At 60.2% G+C, this 2,252-nt stretch carries 1 protein-coding gene; it reads left to right on the top strand.

Features of this window, described 5'->3' with window-relative positions:
- Positions 1–317: 317 nt before the first annotated feature.
- Positions 318–2,228: an ArsA family ATPase gene (locus tag AC0QHF_RS13360; protein WP_324704713.1), complete on the top strand. Its 1,911-nt coding sequence runs from the start codon at positions 318–320 to the stop codon at positions 2,226–2,228.
- Positions 2,229–2,252 lie beyond the last annotated feature (24 nt).

Here is a 2,252-nt window from a genome sequence, read left to right as displayed (position 1 = left end):
CTAAAGCCGCTTGAGTCGGTTTTCCTCTCCGCGATCAATCACGGAGCTTCCAACCCTCCCAGGAGTTTTACGTGAGAAACCCGCATCCGTGGGGTTTAGGACGCTCAAAAGACTTGATTTCCCGACGATCGCCCCACCAGCCCTCACCAGCGCGTTTTGATAATTGGCACAAGTCGGATTGTCAAAAATACTCGGGGCACAAAACGGGGGATTCAGGACTCGGAGAGGGCGACAAAAGTCCGGTGCTGCGTCCGACTTTCCAAAACCGATCGCGGATGAAAAATGAGATGCAATTGATGTCCCGGCGATAGAAATTTATGCCAGATTTCCCCAATCTCAGTTTGGCCTTATTTAGCGGTAAGGGGGGGGTGGGTAAGACCACCCTGGCCTGCGGGTTGGCTCTGCACTGGGCGCGACAATTTTCCGGCGATCGCATCCTCCTCCTGTCCACCGATCCGGCCCATTCCTTGGGAGACGTCCTCCAAATGCAGGTCGAGGATCTCGCTCTCCCAGTCGCCGCCGGCTCCGATTTTGTTCCCCTCCCCAACCTACAGGTCCGGGCTCTCGACGCCCACCTCCTCCTCAAGGACTTCAAGGACCGCTACGGCGACACCCTGCAACTCCTGGTGGAACGGGGCTCCTTCGTCGAAGGGGAAGATCTCACCCCCGTCTGGGACCTGGAATGGCCCGGGGTGGACGAACTGATGGGACTCTTGGAAATCCAGCGGCTGTTCGACGAAAACGCCGTCGATCGCGTCGTCGTGGACATGGCCCCCAGCGGCCACGCCCTCAACCTGTTCGGGCTGATGGACTTTTTGGACAACCTGCTCGAATCCCTGGAGCTATTCCAGGAAAAACATCGCACCATCGGCCGCTCCCTGACCGGACAACACCGCCGCGACGAGGCGGACACCTTTTTGGAAGAAATGCGGGACCAACTCGCCTCCGGGCGAAATCGGCTGCAAGACGCAGCCCACACCGCCTGCTTCGCCGTCGCCATCCCGGAACCGATGAGTTGGGTCGAAACCCAACGCTTCCTCGACGCCCTCGAAACCCTGAAAATCCCCGTGGGGGGGCTGTTCGTCAACCACATCGTCTCCGAAACCCAAGACGGCGATCGCTACCGGGAACAGCAACAACTCCTCGCCCAATTCGTCGAACTCGCCGGGGACAAACCCCTATTTCTCGTCCCAGAACTCCCCGAAGAACCCTTGGGGGTCCAATCCCTCGATGCCCTATTTTCCAAGGCGGAATTGCTGGGGAAGGAGGAGAAATGGGCCGTGGAAGCGGAGGCGACGAGTCAAATGCCGCCAACCGCCACTTTCCCCGACGCCCCCAAATTCCCCGACTTTCTGGCGGTGGGGCGGCGGTTGCTGATCGTCGGCGGTAAAGGCGGGGTGGGGAAAACCACCGTCGCCTCGGCGATCGCCTGGGGGATGGCCCACCGACACCCCGATCGCCACATCCGCATCGTCTCCATCGACCCGGCCCACTCCCTCGGGGACGCCTTCGGGCAGTCTTTGGGACACGGGGCGATCGCGATCGCGGACAACCTCGAAGGCCAGGAAATTGACCCCGACCGGGTTCTGGACCGATTTCGCGAAGATTACCTGTGGGAACTGGCCGAAATGATGGGGGGGGACTCGGACGAGTCCAGTTCCCTGAAATTGGCCTACGGCCCCGAGGCGTGGCGGCGGATCGTCTCCCAGTCCTTGCCGGGACTCGACGAGATGCTGTCCCTGGTGGAGGTGATGGAGTTGCTCGAAAGCGGCGACCAAGATTTGATAATTTTGGATACGGCGCCCACCGGCCACCTGCTGCGGTTTCTGGAGGTGCCCACAGCGATGAGCGACTGGCTGGCTTGGATTTTCAAGCTGTGGATCAAGTATCAGGATGTATTGGGGCGGGTGGAGTTTATGGGAAGGCTGCGATCGCTCCGCCAGCGGGTGGTGAAGGCCCAGAAACACCTGCAAGACCCGGAATATACCGAATTTATCGGCGTCGTGCAGAACCGGGAGGCGGTGCTCGCGGAGGCGGATCGGCTGATCCGGGCGGTGGAAAATAAAGATATCGCCCAAAATTATATCCTCCACAACCGAGCCGAACCCGGTCGGGAAATTCCGGGCGATCGCTTTCCCGGACAGGCGATCGTCCCCCTGTCCAATTTGCCCCGCTGCGTGGATGCGATCGCCCGGGTGGAACAGGCGGCGGAGTTGCTGTTTGAATAATACCCCATTCAACCGACCCGGAGA

This window comes from Lyngbya sp. CCY1209 (genome assembly GCF_055795065.1).
This window is presented reverse-complemented; position numbering and strand designations above follow the sequence as displayed.

Coding starts and splice junctions, on each gene's coding strand:
- AC0QHF_RS13360 (WP_324704713.1), top strand. CDS start 318: ATGCCAGATTTCCCCAATCTCAGTTTGGCCTTATTTAGCGGTAAGGGG.